We start from the raw sequence: 17,509 nt of genomic DNA on the forward strand, positions 1-17,509 counted from the left end.
CATCTGCTTTCTAACGCTCTGGGCCCCGGCCTTCGCCGGGGAACATGAGTGGGAGGCAATGGCAGTTCACCACCCCAGAGTGGGCGTTCGCTACCAATTTGATCAAAATGACCGGAAACGAGCGATTTCAGCTACGACGGATCGGTCGGCGGAACGCGCAATGTGGCAGCGATCTGTGCTTCGGCCGCGTTTGCTTCATCTATGAGCAGGAGCAATGCCTTGGCGGTGTCTTCCAGTAGTCCGTCACCAAGAGGCCGCTCCCCATTGATGAAACGGCGGATAGCCCGCTCGTCTATGCCAAGGCGCCGCGAGAATGCAGTGGTGCCGCCAAATAGTTGGACGCAATAAGCAAAATGCTCGCGTCGTTCGTCCACTGAAAATGACGCGGCCATTGTTTCTCCTTTTCGTTCCCTGCCGGCTGCCATAGGCTACCTTACGGATGAGGCGCAATCGACCGATTGCGGACGTTAGCGAACTAGCCCAAATCTTTGCTCCAGACGTTCCAGAGAAACTTCAAATTCCGACACGCCTTGCGCGAAGGCCGATCTCACTAAGCCCCTGTCCCTCACGCATCTCAGAGCGGGAATAACTTCCAAGCCTGGATCGGCTCCGTTTTCAGCCTCGTAAGCCTTCTTCAATTGTTCAATTCGCTTTTTGGAACGCCGGTTAAAGAACGCTTCCTGCTGGCTACGGGTCGATTTGTCACACGCCATCTTCCCTTTGTTGATCGGATGCGCATACCAAAGGAAAGTCGCCAGCGTTTCTTCGTCTCCAGAAGATGAAGCTTCTGCGGATTCAACAGCTTGGAATGCCAATGCTAAGACTATCGCTGTGCCGATCATACCCATGAGCCATCTAGTACCATGATGCGCTAGCATCGAAACTGGAAATGTCCGCTTCCTACCCCAATGCCGACATCACCCTAAAATAAGCCTTTCCTACATTATCCGGCCATGCCAGCCTTCATCCGGCTCTTGCATTCGGTGGACAAAAAGCGGTCGCCGTCCGGTTTGCGGGTCGGCCACGGCGGAGTCGTGCCGGACGCGTCAGCATGACGCGAGGCCCAAACCGGGCGCGCGTAAGGCTGAACTTTCCTGAACTTTGGAATATTGCGCGGCCCTGGTGCCGACCGGCCCCGCAATGACGAAGCCGGATCAGCTGTGCAGGAAGTGCATTACGTCGCCGTCGTGCACGACATAGGCCTTGCCCTCGGCGCGCAGCTTGCCCGCTTCGCGCGCCCGCGCTTCGCCGCCCAGCGCGACATAATCGTCATAGGCGATCGTTTCGGCGCGGATGAAGCCCTTCTGGAAATCGCTGTGGATCTCGCCCGCGGCTTCGGGCGCGGTGGCGCCCGTGTGGACGGTCCAGGCGCGCGCTTCCTGCGGGCCGACGGTGAAGAAGGTGATCAGGTGGAGCAACTCATAGCCCGCACGGATGACGCGCGCGAGGCCGGTTTCGTGGAGGCCCATTTCTTCGAGGAATTCGAGCCGGTCGGCCATGTCCATCGTCACCAGCTCGCTTTCGATCGCGGCCGAGACGACCACGGCCTGTGCGCCCTCGGCGGCGGCCTTGGCAAAGACCTTTTCGGAGAAGGCGTTGCCGTTCGCGGCGCTGCCTTCATCGACGTTGCAGACATAGAGGACGGGCTTCGAGGTCAGCAACTGCGCGGTGCGCAGGACGCGGGCCTCTTCCTCATCCTTGGGGTCGGTCAGCCGCGCGGGCTTGCCTTCGCGCAGCAGGTCGAGCGCCTGGCCGAGGACCGAAGCTGCAATCTTGGCTTCCTTGTCGCCCTGCGCGGCCTTCTTGGTGAAGGCGGGAACGCGCTTTTCGAGGCTTTCGAGATCGGAGAGCAGCAGCTCGGTCTCGACCGTCTCCGCGTCGGCGACCGGGTCGACCTTGTTCTCGACATGCTGGATGTCGTCATCTTCGAAACAGCGCAGGACATGAACGATCGCGTCGACCTCACGGATGTTGCCGAGGAACTGGTTGCCGAGCCCTTCGCCCTTCGAGGCGCCGCGGACGAGGCCGGCGATGTCGACAAAGGCGAGCTGCGTCGCGATGATCTTCTTGCTGGTCGCGATGGCGGCCAGCTTCTCGAGCCGCGCATCGGGCACCGCAACATTGCCGATATTCGGCTCGATCGTGCAGAAAGGATAGTTCGCCGCCTGCGCGGCCGCCGTTTCGGTCAGCGCATTGAACAGGGTGGACTTGCCGACATTGGGCAGGCCGACGATGCCGCATTTGAAACCCATAAAAACTCCGTGAGGTTCGGCGCGCTGTTGAGGGAGGCGCCGGTGTTGCAGCGCCCCTAGCGCCAGATTGCCTCCGGCGCCAGTCCTTGCCGCCGCGCTTTGCCGTTGCGCCCGGTTCAGACTTGCGCCTTTATCGCTCCAGCCATGATGAAATCCCGCTTCCTTGCCGCCGGTATCCTTCTGACTCTCGGCGCGACCGCCGCCGTCGCCGCGCAGAGCAGCTTCGAGGAAGGCGTTTTCGTCGAGCTTAATCGCTTTCGCAGCGATCCCGCCGCCTATGCCGAATATCTGCGCGATTATCGCCCGCGCTTTGAGGGCAAGCTCCTCGTCAGCGACGACGACAGCGAAATCGACATCATGACGCGCGAAGGCGTCGGGGCGGTCGACGAGGCGATCCGTGACCTCCGCCGGGAAAAGCCGCTCGCCGAACTCGAATGGAGCAATCCGCTGGCGCGCGCCGCGGCGGACCATGTTGCGGTCCAGTCGCGGTCAGGCGCCGTCGGCCATTACACAAGGGGCAGTGGGCCGGGCGAACGGATGAAAGCGCGCGGTGGCGGTCCCTATGTCAACGAAGTCATCACCTACGGCCATCACACGCCTGCGGGCGTTGTCGACCAGTTGCTGATCGATGACGGCGTGCCGGACCGTGGGCATCGCCACAGCCTGCTCCGTCCGGAGCATCGCTATGCGGGGGTCGCGTGCGGGCGGCACCCGGTGCACCGGACGATGTGCGTGACTTTGATGTCGCAAACCCCGGATGGTTCGCCGCCTCCACCGCCAAGGCGCACACCCTAGCGGTTGCCCCGCCCGCCATTTCGGTGCGGGCGGGGCCTCTGCTTCGTCAGTTGCCGACCGGCTGGCTGTCGGTCCGTCGTACGACGATGGTCGACGAACGCGGCTGCTGTCCGGCAACCGGCCAGTTGCCCGTCGGATGCTGGATGTTGACGAAGAAGGTCTTGAGATCGGGCGTATAGGCAAGGCCTGTGATCTCGCAGCCGAGCGGGCCGACGAGGAAACGCTTCGACTGCTTGCTCGTCTGGTCGACATAGAACATCGCATTATGGCCGAACGCCTGATCGATCGTCTTGCCGGTCACGCCCGAGTTGCCGGGGACGCTATGGTCGGTCTGCACCCACATGCGACCCTGCGGATCGATGCGGAGGCCATCGGGGCTGGAGAAGGTGTCGCCATTGATGTTGCCGACCAGATTGCTGCCGCCTGCCGCCAGCGACGGATCGCCTGCCGTCAGGAAGATTTCCCACGTGAACTTGGTCGCCAGCGGCGAATCGCCTTCTTCGCGGAACTTGATGATATGGCCGTGCAGGTTGGTGACGCGCGGGTTGGCGGGGTCGGTGACGCGGCGGCCGCTGTTGTTGGTCAGCGTACAATAGACCGCCTTGTTGTCGGGCGCGACGGTCAGCCATTCGGGACGATCCATCACGGTGCCGCCCGCGACGCGCGCTGCCGATGGGCAGTTGATGAGCACGTCGGCCTGGTTGTTGAAGTTGACGATACGGGGTGCCGGTGGCGTCGTGCTCTGGCTGACGTTGCCCGGGTCCGAGGCGCCGGCGACAAGGCCATTCTGGCCCACCACAAGCGCGCGCCACTCGCCCGTGCCATTGCCGTTGAAGCGGGCGACGTAGAGCGTGCCATAGTCGAGTATATCGGTGTTCGCTGCCCGGTTCGTGGCGCTGTAAGCGCGGTCGGGGATGAATTTATAGATGCAGCCCGGCGTCGAGTCGTCGCCCATGTAAAATGCGACGCGGCGGTCGGCGTTCGCCATATAGGCGACATTCTCGTGATTGAAGCGCCCCATTGCGGTGCGTTTGGTCGGCTGCGCGAGCTCGCGCAGCGGATCGATCTCGACAACCCAGCCATAATTGGTCGCCGGCTGCGTCGGGTCGAGATAATTGTCGGTGGTCTCTTCGCAGGTCAGATAGGTGTCCCACGGGGTGCGGCCGCTCGAACAATTGTTGAGCATACCCTTGATCGTCCCGGAGAGCAGGCCCGCAGCGGGGCCGCCGGCGCGATAGCTGCTGTTGCCGGTATAGCGGCGGTTATAGGTCGATCCGGGCTGTACCGCCCATTTGCCGTCGCTGCCCTTGGCGATCTCGACGACACCGATGCCGACCGCCGACAGGGCGAGCGCCTTCTGGTCCGCAGTCGCCGTGGCGGCGTCATAGTTGCCCGCCATCAGGATGTTGAAGTCGGGATATTCGTAATTCATCGCGAGGATACCGCGGTTGTTCGCATCGACACCCGGGAAGGCGAAATATTCCATCCCGTCATGGTTGCCGCCGGCCCATTTCTCGGCAACCGCCGGAGTCGGGAAGCTGCCCGAATAGGCGGTACCGGTCTCGACCGAATCTCCCGCTTTCAGCAGCACGTCGACGGTATAGCCCGCGGGCACCGTGACCTTGTCGTCCTGATTGGCGGCGACGGCCGCGAAATTGACGGCATAGCTGGCCGACGGCGTCGGGGTTGGCGTCGGGGTCGGCGTGGGTGTGGGCGTCGGCAGCGTGACGGTGGGGTCGCCGCTGGTGTCGTCGCAGCCCGCCAGCACGGCCGCGGGAATGATCGACAGCCCGAACAGGCCGTTGCGCAAAAGCGTACGGCGCGACGGGTTTTGGGCGACAAGTGCCTCGAGGCTGTCGGGGCCGGGAAGGTCGTTTGCTTCGCCGCGATAAGGCGCGCGAGCGTCGTCGGTAAGATGTGACATGCAGTTCCCCTGTTTTTCGGTTGAGCCCCGGACTGACTGTCCGGATGAGGTGGCGCACCGATTGCAGAGGGAGGTGTCAGCACCATGGCTCCACCATGTCGGGAAGGGTCGACTCTTGTGACGGTCTTGTTACGCGAACGGTTCGCGCCGATCGACGATCAGGCCAGCCATCGAGCAAAGACGCGTACCGGCTGCAACTCCCAGTCAAGATGTTCGTACAGTCCGGCTGCGGGATTTCCCTCGCGCAGCATCAATTCGACCTTCGGGCAGCCGCGAAGCTTCAGCCAATCGCAGGCGTGATCGAGCAATTGTCGAGCGATACCCTCGCCGCGTTGATCAGGGGCGACCGCCAAATAATAAATCCACCCGCGATGGCCGTCGAAACCGGTCATTGCCGTGCCGATGATCCGGTTGTTCCGTTCGGCGACGAAGATGGTCGATGCCGAATGATCGAGCGCGCGCATGAAATCGGCGCGCGGGTCGTTCCATGGGCGCGTCAGGTCGCAGGCGTGCCAGATTGCGATTACCGCGTCGGCATCATTCGCCGCCGCGGCCCGCAAGCTCGTCATCCCTGCAACCGCAGCGCGAGATCGCTTTGGAACCGGACATCGTCGCCGTCGGCGAGCCACTTGGCCTCGGCGGCGATGGCGCCGAGCAGATCGATCAGCGGCTCCATCTCGCTCTTGTGGTAATTGCCGAGGACATGACCGGTAACCCGGTCCTTGTGCCCCGGATGGCCGATGCCGATGCGCACGCGGCGAAAATCCTCGCCGACATGCTGGATCATCGACCGGATGCCATTGTGGCCTGCGGCACCGCCGCCTTGTTTGACCTTCACCTTCATCGGCGCGAGGTCGAGTTCGTCGTAAAAGGCGGTGACGTCCTGCGCGGTCAATTTGTAGAAATCGAGCGCGGCGCGCACGCTGCGGCCGCTTTCGTTCATGAAGGTGCCGGGTTTGAGCAGCAGGATTCGCTGCGATCCGATACGCCCGTCCTGGATCCAGCCCTGGAATTTCTTCGCGGGTGCGGGAAAGTCGTGGACGTCGGCGATGACGTCTGCGGCCATAAAGCCGACATTGTGACGGTGCATCGCATATTGGGGCCCGGGATTGCCGAGGCCGACCCAGAGCTGCATGCTATCCGCCTTTCGTGGAAGGCCCCTCCCGCAAGGGGAGGGGCCGCCCGGATAAGATCAGGCTTCTTCGCCGCCTTCGGCTGCTTCGCCTTCGGCCGCCGTATCACCGGCGTTCGACTTCATCGCCGACGGCGCAACGATCGTCGCGATGGTGAAGTCGCGATCGGTGATCGCGCTTTCGCTGCCCTTGGGCAGGGTGACGCTGCTGATGTGGATCGAATCGCCGACATCAAAACCGGTGACATCGATCTGAACGTCGTCGGGCATCTTGTCCGAATCGCAGATCAGCTCGAGCTCGTGGCGAACGATGTTGAGCACGCCGCCGCGCTTCAGGCCCGGCGAGGCTTCTTCGTTGATGAATACCACGGGGACCGCGACTGTGACCTTGGCATCCTTGCTGATGCGCAGGAAGTCGGCGTGGATCGGGCGATCCTTGACCGGGTGGAAAGCGACGTCCTTCGGCAGGGTCCGCACCTGCTTGCCATCGACTTCGATCATCACGATCGAATTCATGAAGTGACCCGTCATCAGCTGCTTCATCAGCAGCTTTTCTTCGACGTGGATCATCAGGGGTTCTTCTTTGCCGCCATAGACAACGGCGGGGACGCGGCCATTACGACGCAGTTCACGCGAGGCTCCCTTGCCTCCGCGATCACGCGTCTCGGCCGACAGCACCAGCTGGTCGCTCATCATTTTTCTCCGAGAAACAGATTACACAGTCCGCCACGCCTCCAGGGATGACCATGGTCGGAAGCGAGGGCGCTTAGCGGCGCAATGCCCGAAATGCAAGCGTCAGCGCGTTTATTGTACGCGGCTGACTTTCAGTCCCTCGGCCTCGAGCATCGCCGGTACGCCGTCGGTCCCGACCAGATGACCCGCGCCGACCGCCATCAGCACCGTGCCGGGCTGGTCCATGCGCCGCTTCACCCACGCGCTCCAGCGCCGGTTGCGGTCGGTGAGGATCGCCCGGCGCGCCGCCGGTACGGCATCGACGTCCTCGTTGATGACTTTTTCCAGCGCCGCAACGTCACCGCGGCCCCACGCAGCGGTCAGTTCGCCGACGTCCTTCACCGCGTCGTTCGACTTTTCGGCTGCACGGGTCAGGAGCGTGCGCTGGGTGGGCGCGTCGAGCGTTTCGAACAACATCAGCTGCTCCTGCGCGGTCTCAAGGCCACCGATCGGCTTTCCGCCCGCCTTGAACATCTGGGTCAGCCCGGTTTCGACGCCGTCGGAAGGCGACAGTCTGGCGTTTTGTGCAACCCGCTGCCCCATCAACACCATCACGGCCCAATCGTCGAAACTCTCGCCGCTAAAACCGCTGCCGCTTGCTTCGAGTACGCGGTAACGGGTCAGCGCCTCGCCCGAGAGGCGCGCGTCCATCGCGAGCGGGGCCGTTCGCGGGGCGAGCTTCCGGAACACGACGCCGGCCGCAGCGAGTTCGGTCGGCGACAATTCCAGTATCAGCTCGTCGGCCGCGCGGATCGCGCCCGCAACCTTACCCTCGCTCCAGTCGGTCCCACGCGGCAAGGCATGCATCGTGCCGAGCAGATAGATGTTTGTATCCTCGTCCGCGACCAGCCACATGGCGGGCCGCGCTTGCTGTGCAGGCTCCGCGGTGCCGCAGGCGGTAAGTAGGCACGGCAAAAGGGCCACCGCGAGGCGGCGACCCCAATGTCCGGAGCGGAGCGTTTCGAAGCTCAATATTTGACCCGCTTTGCGGTCAGACCGCGTTCTTTCAGATAATCCTGGACGCTGTGCTTGCCGGCAAGATGGCCTGCGCCGACCGCGACGAAAACGGTGCCGGGTTGCTCCATCCGCGCCTTGAGCTGGTCGGCCCAGCGGGCATTGCGATCCCAAAGCAGTATTTTGGCAAGTTCGGGCGTTGCGGCTAGGCTTTCGTTCATCGACACGGCCAGCCCGTCGGGATCGCCCTTCGCCCACAACACGACCATCTTGTCGAGCTGCGGCCCCAGCTTGTCGAGATCCTTGACCACCGAGTTCAGGAAGACGACCTGCTGCGCCTCGGGCAGCGCGTCGAAGAAACCGAGTTGCTCGGCGAAGGTTTCAAGGCCCAGCACGGGCTTGTCGGCCTTTTTCGCAAAGGACGTCAGCAGCTTTTCGGCGCCCTGTTCGGGGTCATAGCCAAGCTTGGTGAGTGGCAGCACCGACAGGGTGATCGCCGGGAACCAGGGCTCGAACATGTCGAACTGCGTTACGGGCAGACCAACGCTCGCCATCGCGGCCTGATAGGCCTTGAGCTGGTCGGGATCGAGGCGTGACGACAGGGTCTTGCCGCTCTGGTCGATCGCCAGCGGCATCATCACCTTCGCCATTTCGGCTTGGTCTTCGGGCATCACCATCTCGATCATCAACTGGTCGGATTTGTCGAACGCGCTCTTCACTGCCTCGTCGAACCAGCTGAGGCCGGGCTTCAGCACATGGACGGTGCCGAAAAGATAGATGGTCGTGTCCGCGTCCTTCACCACCCACAGCGCGGGGTCGGCATCGGTCGTTGCCGGGGCCGTCACCGCAGCGGGTTCGGCGGCAAAAGCCCGATTGCTGCCGGGGACCATCGAGCATTGGGCAAAGGGGATGACCGCGCACGTGGCTGCGAGCGTCTTGAACCAGCTTTTCATGGAGAAATCACCTTTCATTTTCAGTGCTTATGGCCGGTCCATAGAAGAGAGGAAAGGAAAAGGGTCAGCGATATTTCAGCCACAACCAGACGATCGCGTTCACGGCCATCGAAAAGAGGAACAGCAGCATCGTGTCGGCGGGTGGAGCAAGGCTAGCCCGATTCAGGATCCACCAAACCGGAGCGGGGACGATGAAAGCGTACCAGCCGGCGAGGCCGGCCCAGAGCCATGCACGCTCTTCGTGATCGTCGATCGCCCGGTGATAAATGATGAGCGAGATGGCAAGTCCTAACGCCCAGAACAGCGATGCGCCGATCGCGAAGCCGGCACTGAGCGAACCATGGAACGCGGCTTCGAGGCCGTTGCGGCCTGCCGGCTGGTCGACGATCATCGAGCCGCCAAGTATCCCTCCCAGTACGGCCGCGAAACCGAGCGCGAAGCGATACCGCCGTTTACGCGGCGAAATGCCGCGGCGCGGCTTGGTGTCGGCTTCAGTCATCCTTGTTTCCCTCGTGGGCGTCATCGAAGATTTCCTCGATCGACATTTCGAACAGGCGCGCGAGCTTGAAGGCCAGCGGCAGCGACGGGTCATATTTGCCCGTTTCGATCGCATTGACCGCCTGCCGCGACACATCGAGCCGGTCGGCAAGTTCCGCTTGGCTCCAGTTTCGCATGGCGCGCAGCACTTTCAATTTGTTGTTCATCGACGCCTCGTCAGCATTTCCATCCGAAGGGACATGACTTCCCATAAACAGCAATCTGTCGGGGAAGGTGAATTATTTGCCATTCTCTTCAGGATGGTCGGATTTGCGGCGAAAGGTTCGGACCGTTCGTCTTACTGCAAGAGACTGGAGCGCCGCCACCGGGTGGGGGGGGGCGCTCCAGCCCCAGGTCGCCAAGCCGCCACCGGGGAAGGCACGGCCAGAACGAAACTGTCATTCTTCCGTTACCGGGCGGCGATCACCATCAGCAGGGCAAGCTCCGTACCGGCCTGTGCCTGAGCGATCGCACGCTCGGCCTGCGGTTCGGCCTGTGCGGCGGCGGCTGTGATACATTCCAACCGGCGCGTCATCCCGGCGGTCCCGCGCAGGCCTCCCGAGTAACAGACGCTGCGCGCGGCGCTCTTCAGCCGGGCATCGAGCCGTTCACGATCGGCAGCATGAGTCAGGTTGAGGTCATCGATACGGACCGTCGCGACCTTGTTTTCTGCCTCGGTAGCCATGGCGGGGGTCGCGGCGATGGAGAGCGAGAGAGCAAGGATCAGAGCGCGGTTCATCATGTCTATTCTCCTTAGATCAGTTTGGACTAAGTCATGTTTGCATGTCTTAGTGTCATGTACACATGACTATATGTCGCGATTTGCTGACTATGTCAATAACACCTTACAAAAAGTTCCGTAACCGTGACAAAGTCGCGCGTTTTGCTCGTGCGGGGCATGGCGGGGAGCCTTGACCCTGCGGCCCCGCTGGGCCAATGCGGCGGCGATTTTTGCACCTGCGAAGGAATTGCGGCCGTGGCCGACGGGGCGGACAAGACACCACTCAGCTTTCAGGACATGATCCTGACGCTGCACGCCTATTGGGCGGCGCGCGGTTGCGCGATCCTTCAGCCTTACGACATGCGCGTCGGGGCAGGGACGTTTCACCCGTCGACGACATTGCGCAGCCTCGGCCCCGAGCCTTGGAATGTCGCCTATGTCCAGCCGAGCCGCCGCCCGACCGACGGCCGCTATGGCGAGAACCCCAACCGGCTCCAGCATTATTATCAGTATCAGGTCATTCTGAAGCCGTCGCCGGCCGACTTGCAGGAACAATATCTGGGTAGCCTCGCCGCGATCGGTATCGACCCGCTCCTCCACGATATCCGCTTCGTTGAAGACGACTGGGAATCGCCGACGCTCGGCGCGTGGGGCTTGGGCTGGGAAGTCTGGTGCGACGGGATGGAAGTCACCCAGTTCACTTACTTCCAGCAAATGGGCGGCTTCGACTGCAAGCCTGTCGCGGGTGAACTCACCTACGGGCTCGAACGCCTCGCCATGTATATCCAGAATGTCGACAATGTGTACGACCTCCGCTTCTCCGACGCCGTCGGCGACGTTCCGGGGATCAGCTATGGCGACGTCTTCCTCGAGAATGAAAAGCAGTTCTCGAAATGGAATTTCGAGGTTGCCGACACCGACAGCCTGTTCGCGGGATTCAAGGCCGCCGAGGCCGAATGTCAGCGCGCGATCGCCGCAAATGTTCCGCTCGCCGCCTATGACCAGGCGATCGAGGCGAGCCACCTCTTCAACCTGCTCCAGGCGCGCGGCGTGATCAGCGTGCAGGAGCGCGCCAATTATATGGCGCGCGTCCGCGACCTCGCGAAGGGTAGCTGCAAGGCGTGGATCGACAGCCAGTCCGAGCGCTGGACCGCACAATATCCGGGGTGGACTCTGTGACCGACTTTCTTCTCGAACTGCGCAGCGAGGAAATCCCGGCGCGGATGCAGGCTGGCGCGCGCGCCGAACTGGAAAAACTGTTCCGCGCCCAAATGGCAGCCGCGGGCATTGTTGTTGGCGACCTCACCATCTGGTCGACCCCGCGCCGCCTCGCACTGATTGCCAAGGGCTTGCCCGAGGCGACGTCCGCGGTCAGCGAGGAGCTGAAGGGCCCGCGCACCAGCGCCCCGCCGCAGGCGCTCGAAGGCTTCCTTCGCAAGACCGGCCTGACGCAGGACCAGCTCGAAGACCGCGACGGCGTCTATTTCGCCGTGATCGACAAACCCGGCCGCGCGACCGCCGAGGTGCTCGCCGAGGCGATCCCCGCGATCGTCCGCGCCTTCGCTTGGCCCAAGTCGATGCGCTGGGGCAAGGAAAGCGCGAGCAGCGAGAGTCTGCGCTGGGTGCGCCCGCTGTCGGGCATTGTCGCGATTTTCGGCGAGGAGCTGATTCAGTGTGAAGTTAGCGGGATTTCCGCGGGTTTCGCGACGCGCGGCCATCGCTTCCACTGCCCGGGCGAGATCACGATCGGCTCGGCATCGGACTATGCGGAGAAGCTGCGCGCCTGCCATGTCATCGTCGACCATGAAGAACGCCAGGCGATCATCCGCGACGGCGCCGCCAAGGCTGCGGCCGACGCCGGTCTTACGCTCGTCGAGGACGAGGGGCTGGTCATCGAGAACGCCGGCCTCACCGAATGGCCGGTGCCCTTGCTCGGCCGCTTCGACGAAGCGTTCCTCGAAGTGCCGCCCGAGGTCATCCAGCTGACGGCCCGCGTGAACCAAAAATATTTCGTCGTGAGCGATGCGGGCGGCAAGCTCGCTAACGGCTTCGTCTGCACCGCGAACATCGACGCGGTCGACGGCGGCGCCGAGATCGTTGCGGGCAACCGCAAGGTGCTCGCGGCGCGCCTGTCCGACGCGCGCTTCTTCTGGGAACAGGACCAGAAGAAGACCCTCGCGCAGCACGCCGGGAAGCTCGCAAACATCACCTTCCACGAAAAGCTCGGCACCGTCGCCGACAAGGTCGAGCGCGTCGCGAAGCTGGCGCGCTGGCTGGTTGAAGAAGACATCGTCACAGACCGTTCCCCGGCGAAGGCCGGGGCCCAGAGCGACACAGGGCAAACCGCAGCATTATCCAGCACTGGACCCCGGCCTACGCCGGGGAACAAGGAAGAGTTGGCCGATCAGGCCGAACTCGCCGTGCGGCTGGCCAAGGCTGATCTCGTCACCGAAATGGTCGGCGAATTTCCCGAACTGCAAGGCCTGATGGGCGGCTACTACGCTCGCGCCGAGGGCCTGCCCGACGCGGTCGCCGACGCGATCCGCGATCATTACAAGCCGGTCGGGCAGGGCGATGACGTCCCGACCGCTCCGGTAACGGTTGCGGTGGCGCTGGCAGATAAGCTGGACGTCTTTACCCAATTCTTCGTGCTGATCGATGAAGCGCCGACCGGATCGAAAGATCCGTTTGCTTTGCGGCGCGCGGCCTTGGGCGTGATTGCTATCATTCTACGGAACGGCCTGCGTTTCCGCCTGGAACAGGTGCTACTGAAGGCAGTTGAGGATGATCTCGATAAGTTCGGGGTTGTCTGGGAAGGCCACACTGAAAAGAAGCTGGCAGCCTTCTTCGCCGACCGCCTCAAGGTCCAGCAACGCGAAGCTGGCGTCCGCCACGACCTGATCGACGCGGTGTTCGCGCTCGGTGGTGAGGATGATCTCGTCCGCCTGCTCGCCCGCGTGAAGGCGCTGCAGGCGTTCATGGCGACTGAGGACGGCACGAACCTGCTCGCGGGCTACAAGCGCGCGGCGAATATCCTGAAGCAGGCGGGCGAGGTGAGCGGCACCGCCGCCGCGACGCCGCCGACCGAGGCCGACGCCACGCTGCTCGCCGCGCTCGCCGCCGCCGAGCCTGCGGCCTCCTCCGCCGTCGCTGACGAGCGCTTCACCGACGCGATGGCCGCGCTCGCCTCACTCCGCGCGCCGATCGACGCCTTTTTCGACGGGGTGATGGTCAACGACCCCGTTGAGGATGTTCGTGCCTATCGTCTCGGCCTGCTCGCGCGATTTACCGGCGCGGTGCATGGCGTCGCCGATTTCTCGAAGATCGAGGGCTGACGCTACGGCAGCTTTGCAGCGAATGAAGTAAAACTGAATCGACGATAAGACTTCTCCACCCTATCCAGCCGCAACCTCCTCCCCGGGGCAGCAGGAGCATAAGATGACGACGATGGTGCATTTGTTCGGCGGCGACGCAACGACAGCCGAACGGTCGAAGGAGTTGCTGGGCGGCAAGGGGTCGAACCTTGCCGAAATGGCCTCGATCGGCCTGCCGGTCCCCCCGGGCTTTACGGTCACCACCGACGTCTGCACCGCCTATTACGCCAATGGCGAACAATTTCCCGCGGGCCTGATCGAAGAAGTGGCCGCGGGCATCGTCCATATCGAGGGCATCACCGGCAAGAAGTTCGGCGATCCCGCCGACCCTTTGCTCGTCTCGGTCCGTTCGGGCGCGCGCGTGTCGATGCCGGGGATGATGGACACTGTCCTCAATCTCGGGCTCAACGACCGCACCGTCGTCGGTCTGTCCGATGCGTCGGGCGATCCGCGCTTCGCATGGGACAGCTATCGCCGCTTCGTCCAGATGTACGCCGACGTGGTCATGGGCCTCGACCATGCCGAGTTCGAGGAAGCGCTGGAAATCGCCAAGGAAGACAGAGGCTTCTATCTCGATACCGAGATGTCGGCTGAAGACTGGCAGGCGCTCGTCAAGGAATATCAGGCGATCGTCGAGCGCGAGACCGGCGCACCTTTTCCGCAAGAACCGAACGACCAACTGTGGGGCGCCGTTGGCGCCGTGTTCGCAAGCTGGGAAAGTGATCGCGCGAAAGTCTATCGCCGCCTGAACTCGATCCCCGCTGAATGGGGCACCGCGGTCAATATTCAGGCGATGGTGTTCGGCAATATGGGCGATACCTCGGCCACCGGCGTTGCTTTCACCCGCGATCCCGCAACCGGTGAGCGCGCGTGGTACGGTGAATGGCTGATCAATGCGCAGGGCGAGGATGTCGTCGCGGGCATCCGCACGCCGCAGTATCTCACCAAGGTCGCGCGCGAAAAAGCCGGCGCCAAACCGGCATCGATGGAAGAGGCGATGCCCGAGACCTTCACCGAGCTTGGCCGCGTATTCGACACGCTCGAAACGCATTACCGCGACATGCAGGACATCGAGTTCACCGTCGAACGCGGGACTTTGTGGATGCTCCAGACGCGCAGCGGCAAGCGCACGGCGAAGGCCGCGCTCAAGATCGCGGTCGACATGGCGGCCGAAGGGCTGATCACCGAAGAGGAAGCCGTCGGCCGTGTCGATCCGGGCGCGCTCGACCAGTTGCTCCACCCGACGCTCGATCCGAAGGCGCCGCGCGACGTGCTGACCAAGGGGCTGCCCGCCAGCCCGGGCGCGGCTTCGGGCAAGATCATGTTCACGGCCGATGGCGCTGAAAAGGCGGCTGAAATGGGCGAGGCCGTGATCCTCGTGCGCGTCGAGACATCGCCCGAAGACATTCACGGCATGCACGCGGCCAAGGGCATCCTGACCGCACGCGGCGGGATGACCTCACACGCGGCGGTCGTTGCACGCGGTATGGGGCGTCCGTGCGTCTCGGGCGCGGGCGGGCTGTCGATCGACGGCGCGGCGCGTATCTTGCGCGTCGGCGGGCGCGAGCTTCGCGAAGGCGACATCCTGACCCTCGACGGTTCGACTGGCGAAGTCATGGCGGGCGAGGTTCCGACCCTGCTTCCCGAACTCGTCGGCGATTTCGGTACGCTGATGGTGTGGGCCGACAAGGTCCGCCGCATGAAGGTGCGCGCCAACGCCGAAACACCCCAGGATGCGCAGGTTGCACGTGACTTCGGTGCAGAGGGCATCGGGCTTTGCCGCACCGAACATATGTTCTTCGACGCCGCGCGCATCACCGCGGTGCGCGAGATGATCCTTGCCGAAAATGAGGACGGCCGCCGCGCCGCGCTTGCGAAACTGCTCCCCGAACAGCGCGGCGATTTCGCGGCTATCTTCGGCGTCATGGCGGGGCTTCCGGTCACCATCCGCCTGCTAGATCCGCCGCTCCACGAGTTTCTGCCGATGCGCGAGGAGGATTTCGCCGACGTCGCCGCGGCTGCGGGCGTTGGGATCGAGGCGCTGAAGGCACGTGCCAACGAGCTCCACGAATTCAACCCGATGCTGGGGCATCGCGGCTGCCGCCTCGGCGTCACCTATCCCGAGATCTACGAAATGCAGGCACGTGCGATCTTCGAGGCGGCGTGTGACGTTGCCGCCGAAACCGGCGCGGCGCCGATCCCCGAGGTAATGATCCCGCTCGTCGCGACGCGCCGCGAGTTCGATCTGATGAAGGCGGTCGTCGACGCGCAGGCCAAGGCGGTGTTCGCCGAAAAGGGCCGCGAGATCGCATATCTGGTCGGCACGATGATCGAACTGCCGCGCGCTGCCTTGATGGCGGGTGAGATTGCCGAGACCGCCGAATTCTTCAGTTTCGGCACCAACGACCTGACGCAAACGACGATCGGGATCAGCCGCGACGACGCGGGCCGCTTCCTGACGCAATATGTCGACAAGGGCATCTTCCTGACCGACCCGTTCGTCAGCCTCGATGTCGAAGGCGTCGGGCAGTTGATCGAACTGGCGGCCGAACGCGGGCGCAAGACACGCCCCGACGTCAAGCTCGGCATCTGCGGCGAGCATGGCGGCGATGCGCCCAGCATCCATTTCTGCGAAAAGACGGGCCTCGACTATGTCAGCGCCTCGCCCTACCGTGTCCCGATTGCACGCTTGGCAGCAGCTCAGGCGGCGCTGAAGCGGGGATAACTCCTAACTTCGTCACCCCGGCGAAGGCCGGGGTCTCGCCGCTGCATCCTGATGCGAGGTTGAGATCCCGGCCTTCGCCGGGGTGACGAACGGGTGAGGGATGGGGCATGAAGAGCTGGCACCGTTATGCGATCACTTTGGTGGGCGGAATTGCGGTGGGGCTCGGCGCCGCTTGGGCGATAACCGGCGGCGGTCTTAGTGGCGGCGCGATCGCCAACGGCCCGTGGACGACCTCGCTCGGTTTCGGAACCAAAGCGACCGATCCGGTAACTCGTGCTGCGGTCGCGCGCGCGGGCCTGCTCGCGCTTCCGGCGAAGGAAACCGTCTATTGGGCGGCAAAGACCGATGCCGGGGGGGCGCCGCTCGACGGCAATTGCCGCTACAGCCTGTCGGGCGCTCCGCTCGACGCGCGCTGGTGGAGCGTCACCATCTATGACGTGGCGGGGTATCTCGTCGCCAACCCCGTGAACATCTGGTCGGTCAACGGCGCCAATGTCGCGCTCGATCCCGGGGGCAAATGGCGTGTCACCATCGCGCCGGAGAAGCCCGCCGAGGGCGCGTGGCTACCGGGGACCAAGGGGCAGCCCTTCCACCTGACCCTGAGAATGTACAACCCTGGCAAAGCCTTCCGCGCCGATCCTGCGAAGGCTTCGCTGCCGCATATCGTCAAGGAGGGCTGCTGAAATGCGTAGCTGGCTCCGCCCGCTCTTCTTTGGCCTGATCGTCGCGGCCGCCACCGCCTGTGCCGCGATCTGGGCGATTCCTTATGGCCTGATGAACGTCGCGATCGAGCGGCTGGGGCAGGGCGGGATCAACACCATGTCCTATGGAAATCTTGCTAGTCCCAAGCGCCAGCCGGTTGTCCGGCCGAGTCCCGATCTCGCCTATTCGAGCTGCCCTTACGATCTGTCGAACGGGCCGATCGCGATCGATGTCACTCCGGTGCCGGGGCGTTACACGTCGCTCAGCATCTTCGACGCGGCGACCGACGTTATTTTCGTCCGCAACGATGTCGAGGCGGGTGGCAAGCCGTTCCGAATCATCGTCGCGCGCGAGGGGCAGGCGGTGCCTGCGGGCGCCGAAACCGTCCGCACGAACCATGATGACGGCATCGCCCTGATCCGTCTTTTGCTGAAAGACCCCGCAGAAATCGGGGCGCTCGACGCGGTACGCCGACAATCGTCCTGCCGGACGGTCACAAAGCTGAAATAGGGGGTTGCGCCCCCGCGCGACGCCCCTTAAAGGCGCCTCTCCACGCACCCGTAGCTCAGCTGGATAGAGCATCAGACTACGAATCTGAGGGTCGGGCGTTCGAATCGCTCCGGGTGCACCAGCTATTCCAACGCCTTCCGCGTTTCGATGCGGAAGGCCTTTTGCTTCTAGCAATCATATAGCAAGCGCGGCGCGGCA

18 protein-coding genes and 1 tRNA gene are annotated in these 17,509 nt (G+C 63.5%); 7 read left to right on the forward strand and 12 right to left on the reverse strand.

Going from position 1 to position 17,509, the window contains the following annotated elements; translation table 11 throughout:
* Nucleotides 1-131 precede the first annotated feature (131 nt).
* From AC07NV_RS19135 to ychF, 3 genes are all read right to left on the reverse strand, one after another.
* Nucleotides 132-392 carry a helix-turn-helix domain-containing protein gene (locus AC07NV_RS19135; RefSeq protein WP_495167988.1) on the reverse strand — a complete coding sequence of 87 codons (261 nt, stop codon included), beginning with the start codon at nucleotides 390-392 and terminating at the stop codon, nucleotides 132-134.
* 75 nt (nucleotides 393-467) lie between these two features.
* Entirely contained in the window at nucleotides 468-848 is a 381-nt protein-coding gene (locus AC07NV_RS19140) for a hypothetical protein (RefSeq protein ID WP_495167989.1), read from the reverse strand.
* 306 nt (nucleotides 849-1,154) lie between these two features.
* Complete coding sequence (ychF, locus tag AC07NV_RS19145) at nucleotides 1,155-2,252, reverse strand: redox-regulated ATPase YchF (RefSeq protein WP_495167990.1); 1,098 nt, start codon at nucleotides 2,250-2,252, stop codon at nucleotides 1,155-1,157.
* A gap of 144 nt (nucleotides 2,253-2,396) precedes the next feature.
* Here ychF and AC07NV_RS19150 point away from each other — a divergent pair, with 144 nt between their 5' ends.
* Nucleotides 2,397-3,047: a CAP domain-containing protein gene (locus AC07NV_RS19150; protein WP_495167991.1), complete on the forward strand. Its 651-nt coding sequence runs from the start codon at nucleotides 2,397-2,399 to the stop codon at nucleotides 3,045-3,047.
* 46 nt (nucleotides 3,048-3,093) lie between these two features.
* Here AC07NV_RS19150 and AC07NV_RS19155 read toward each other — a convergent pair whose 3' ends face one another.
* From AC07NV_RS19155 to AC07NV_RS19195, 9 genes are all read right to left on the reverse strand, one after another.
* Nucleotides 3,094-4,971, reverse strand: coding sequence for a PhoX family protein (locus tag AC07NV_RS19155; RefSeq protein ID WP_495167992.1), 1,878 nt, complete (start codon nucleotides 4,969-4,971; stop codon nucleotides 3,094-3,096).
* Between the two features lie 158 nt (nucleotides 4,972-5,129).
* A complete protein-coding gene (locus AC07NV_RS19160) occupies nucleotides 5,130-5,540 on the reverse strand; it encodes a GNAT family acetyltransferase (RefSeq protein ID WP_495167993.1) in 411 nt (136 codons plus the stop codon).
* Nucleotides 5,537-6,106 (reverse strand): aminoacyl-tRNA hydrolase, encoded by a 570-nt coding sequence (gene pth / locus AC07NV_RS19165; RefSeq protein WP_495167994.1) that lies wholly within the window; start codon nucleotides 6,104-6,106, stop codon nucleotides 5,537-5,539. Before pth ends, AC07NV_RS19160 begins: the two co-directional genes overlap by 4 nt.
* A gap of 57 nt (nucleotides 6,107-6,163) precedes the next feature.
* A complete protein-coding gene (locus tag AC07NV_RS19170) occupies nucleotides 6,164-6,796 on the reverse strand; it encodes a 50S ribosomal protein L25/general stress protein Ctc (protein WP_495167995.1) in 633 nt (210 codons plus the stop codon).
* A 111-nt stretch (nucleotides 6,797-6,907) separates the two neighbouring features.
* Nucleotides 6,908-7,759: a TraB/GumN family protein gene (locus tag AC07NV_RS19175; protein ID WP_495167996.1), complete on the reverse strand. Its 852-nt coding sequence runs from the start codon at nucleotides 7,757-7,759 to the stop codon at nucleotides 6,908-6,910.
* A 44-nt stretch (nucleotides 7,760-7,803) separates the two neighbouring features.
* Nucleotides 7,804-8,742 (reverse strand): TraB/GumN family protein, encoded by a 939-nt coding sequence (locus AC07NV_RS19180; protein ID WP_495167997.1) that lies wholly within the window; start codon nucleotides 8,740-8,742, stop codon nucleotides 7,804-7,806.
* Nucleotides 8,743-8,806: 64 nt separating this feature from the next.
* Entirely contained in the window at nucleotides 8,807-9,241 is a 435-nt protein-coding gene (locus tag AC07NV_RS19185) for a hypothetical protein (RefSeq protein WP_495167998.1), read from the reverse strand.
* The gene (locus AC07NV_RS19190) at nucleotides 9,234-9,446 is read right to left on the reverse strand and encodes a helix-turn-helix transcriptional regulator (RefSeq protein WP_495167999.1); all 213 of its coding nucleotides are present in this window, start codon (nucleotides 9,444-9,446) and stop codon (nucleotides 9,234-9,236) included. Before AC07NV_RS19190 ends, AC07NV_RS19185 begins: the two co-directional genes overlap by 8 nt.
* Before the next feature lie 242 nt (nucleotides 9,447-9,688).
* Complete coding sequence (locus AC07NV_RS19195; protein WP_495168000.1) at nucleotides 9,689-10,021, reverse strand: UrcA family protein; 333 nt, start codon at nucleotides 10,019-10,021, stop codon at nucleotides 9,689-9,691.
* A gap of 276 nt (nucleotides 10,022-10,297) precedes the next feature.
* Here AC07NV_RS19195 and AC07NV_RS19200 point away from each other — a divergent pair, with 276 nt between their 5' ends.
* From AC07NV_RS19200 to AC07NV_RS19225, 6 genes are all read left to right on the forward strand, one after another.
* Nucleotides 10,298-11,179: a glycine--tRNA ligase subunit alpha gene (locus AC07NV_RS19200; RefSeq protein ID WP_495168276.1), complete on the forward strand. Its 882-nt coding sequence runs from the start codon at nucleotides 10,298-10,300 to the stop codon at nucleotides 11,177-11,179.
* A complete protein-coding gene (gene glyS, locus AC07NV_RS19205; protein ID WP_495168001.1) occupies nucleotides 11,176-13,335 on the forward strand; it encodes a glycine--tRNA ligase subunit beta in 2,160 nt (719 codons plus the stop codon). Before AC07NV_RS19200 ends, glyS begins: the two co-directional genes overlap by 4 nt.
* Nucleotides 13,336-13,438: 103 nt before the next feature.
* Nucleotides 13,439-16,099: a pyruvate, phosphate dikinase gene (ppdK, locus tag AC07NV_RS19210; protein WP_495168002.1), complete on the forward strand. Its 2,661-nt coding sequence runs from the start codon at nucleotides 13,439-13,441 to the stop codon at nucleotides 16,097-16,099.
* Nucleotides 16,100-16,206: 107 nt separating this feature from the next.
* Nucleotides 16,207-16,782: a DUF1214 domain-containing protein gene (locus AC07NV_RS19215; protein ID WP_495168003.1), complete on the forward strand. Its 576-nt coding sequence runs from the start codon at nucleotides 16,207-16,209 to the stop codon at nucleotides 16,780-16,782.
* Nucleotide 16,783: 1 nt separating this feature from the next.
* Entirely contained in the window at nucleotides 16,784-17,311 is a 528-nt protein-coding gene (locus tag AC07NV_RS19220; RefSeq protein ID WP_495168004.1) for a DUF1254 domain-containing protein, read from the forward strand.
* 44 nt (nucleotides 17,312-17,355) lie between these two features.
* Nucleotides 17,356-17,432, forward strand: a tRNA-Arg gene (locus tag AC07NV_RS19225).
* Nucleotides 17,433-17,509 lie beyond the last annotated feature (77 nt).

The organism is Sphingopyxis sp. GW821-FHT10B01, from assembly GCF_059415685.1.